The 2,795-nt window shown below is 36.5% G+C and carries 4 protein-coding genes; all 4 read left to right on the forward strand.

Features of this window, described 5'->3' with window-relative positions; genetic code table 11:
• Positions 1-68: 68 nt before the first annotated feature.
• Positions 69-1,094: a DNA polymerase III subunit delta gene (gene holA, locus ENL20_00475; protein ID HHE37036.1), complete on the forward strand. Its 1,026-nt coding sequence runs from the start codon at positions 69-71 to the stop codon at positions 1,092-1,094.
• 349 nt (positions 1,095-1,443) lie between these two features.
• Complete coding sequence (locus ENL20_00480) at positions 1,444-2,328, forward strand: GTPase Era (protein ID HHE37037.1); 885 nt, start codon at positions 1,444-1,446, stop codon at positions 2,326-2,328.
• Between the two features lie 27 nt (positions 2,329-2,355).
• Positions 2,356-2,535: a hypothetical protein gene (locus ENL20_00485; GenBank protein HHE37038.1), complete on the forward strand. Its 180-nt coding sequence runs from the start codon at positions 2,356-2,358 to the stop codon at positions 2,533-2,535.
• A gap of 5 nt (positions 2,536-2,540) precedes the next feature.
• On the forward strand, positions 2,541-2,726 hold the full coding sequence (locus tag ENL20_00490) for a hypothetical protein (GenBank protein HHE37039.1): 186 nt from the start codon (positions 2,541-2,543) through the stop codon (positions 2,724-2,726).
• Positions 2,727-2,795: the final 69 nt, after the last annotated feature.

The raw sequence follows: 2,795 nt of genomic DNA on the forward strand, positions 1-2,795 counted from the left end.
CACTGTAGATTCTTCGTGAGAGAAGCAGGAGGACAAATTAGAATGACAATGAATGATGGAAGATAAAAATGGATACAAAAAAAGAAATCCCGCATTATCAGTTTCTCCCGAAGCTGAAAAACGCTAAATCTTTCCCCATCTATTTTATATATGGTACTGAAAACTATCTTATGGATAGTGTTCTCAAAGCAATTATCGATAAATTCAAAACCGAAGGTACGGAAGAATTCGATTTGAATATCTTTTACGGAGATGATTGCTCGATCGTCAGTGTGCTGGAACAACTCGAAATGCCGCCCTTTATGGCGAAATATCAAATCGTCATCCTTAAAAATTACGATAAATTAAAATTAAAAGATAAAAATCTTATTGCAGATTATTCCACAAATCCTGCTGAAACTTCTCTCCTTATCTTAACTGCTGAATCCATTGATCAGCGGCTTTCAGCCAATAAGAAGATCAACAAAGAAGCCATCAGGATTACATGTAAACCACCTTATAGAACGGATAACATCATCGGTTTCCTGAAAAATGAGATCAAAAAGAAAAACATATTTATGGATACAAAAGCGCTTGAACTTTTCGCCAATAGTATCGAACTTAATTATTTGATTGCTGCCAGTGAATTGGAAAAATTGATCATCTACACAAAAAATTCCGGTAAGATTTCTTTTGATGATGTTCTTGAATGTGTGGGAAAATCCAAAATAAATAAAATATTTGATCTGCAGGATTCGCTGGGAAGGAAAGATTTGAAAACTTCTCTGGAGATTATGCAGAATATGATCACTAATAATATTGCCGGAGTTTATATGATCACCATGCTGTCTCGATATTTTCTCCAACTCTGGAAAATATTGGGATTGAGGAAAGAAAATATCAGCGATTCGGAGATCAAAAACAGGTATTTACCCGAAGTTTTTTCAACATACAGGTACAAACATATAAATGCAGCGAACAAATTTGATCTTAAACAATTGAGAAAGATCTTTTCTCTCTTCCTGCAAACAGATATAGACCTTAAATCTTTAGATCCGAAATTAGAAAAATTATTAATGGAAAGACTTGTTTATCAAATCTGCAGAGGAAGGTAAAACAAACCTCCCGGTTTGTTATTCCGGTATATTCTCAACTCGTCAAGTTGAGTTACTGTATTGTACTTCTCGTAGTTTCTAATAACGGAATTCTTTCTCATCGGATTCAGAAGGTTTTCTGCTCATAATTTAAATTGATTTTCGGATCAACCTTCCGAATCCTCATTGAAAGAAGAATTGAAAGAAAGGCTTCGGAAAGTCTGCTTGTTCCAATGCACCTGCGTTGGAATACAGAAACTGACGCTCCGGCATCAAAACAGACTACGATTAAGACGCAGAGCGTCTGACAATCTGTATTCCCACGCAGGAGCGTGGGAATGAGCAATAATAAATTGAAAGAATAGAAAAAATGGATAAAAACTTTCGCAGTGGTTTTGTCTCGATCGTCGGTAAACCTAATGTCGGCAAATCGACTCTGATCAACAAATTTCTCAAAGAAAAACTGTCTATCATCACCCCCAAACCGCAGACAACGCGACAACAGATCAAAGGCATTTTTAATGATGAAGATAAGCAGATAATTTTCCTCGATACTCCCGGATATCTCAAACCGAGATACGAACTCCAGGAAAAAATGCTGGAATACATCAAGCGAGCTTTATCCGATTCCGATCTGATCATATTTATGACCGATGCTAAAAATTATCCGTCGGATTATGATGAGCAATTACTTGCGATGCTGCAAAAGATCAGAATTCCGAAAATTGCAATTCTTAATAAGATCGATCTCGTTACGCAAGAATTGATCGATAATAAACACGAAATATTAAAAAAGCAAAATTTCGATGAAACCATTCCCATCTCTTTGAAAAATACTGCAGATATTGAACCTCTGCTCGATCTGATAACCGGATATTTGCCATTCAATCCGCCATTTTACGGACAGGATGAACTTACTGATCTTTCCGAGAAATTTTTTGTCCAGGAAATCATACGCGAACAGATTTTCCTGAATTATCAGCAGGAAATTCCATATGCTTCCACGGTTGTGGTCGAACAATTCAAGGAACTTCCCAATAGAATTGAAATTTCTGCTAATATCTGGCTGGAAAGAAAGTCTCAAAAACCGATATTGATCGGTAAGAACGGTACTAATATCAAAGCCCTCAGGATCGCTTCGGAAAAGGAAATCTATAAAATTCTCGGAAAAAGGATAAAGCTGGATCTCTGGATCAAGATCAAACCGAACTGGCGAAAGAAAAAGAATGCCCTGAAAGAATTCGGGTATAGATAAATAAAAAAAATGTAAAAGGAAGAAAAATTGGCTAAACAAAATTATCAATATGAAAAACGAGAGAAAGAGAAGGCAAAGAAGAAGAAGAAGGAAGAGAAGCGTCTGAAAAAATTAAATAAAGCTTTAGAAAAAGAAAATTCCGACCTCAGTATTGAAGATGTAGAAAATCCTGATAATGAAGATGATAATACAGTTAAGAATATTTAGCGAGCATCCCATCGATACGGGGACCGATTTTGATAGGCAGGAACGGTGCTCATATCAAAGCTCTCAGGATCGCTTCGGAAAAGGAAATCTATAAAATTCTCGGGAAAAGGATAAAGCTGGATCTCTGGATCAAGATCAAACCGAACTGGCGAAAGAAAAAGAATGCCCTGAAAGAATTCGGATATAGATAAAATTGGACTCGACTTCAAAGCGAAGCGCGGAGTTGAGAACAATTTTATCAAGCCAAGCGTGGAGTTGAG

This window comes from Candidatus Cloacimonadota bacterium, assembly GCA_011372345.1.
Classification (GTDB): Bacteria; Cloacimonadota; Cloacimonadia; order Cloacimonadales; family TCS61; genus DRTC01.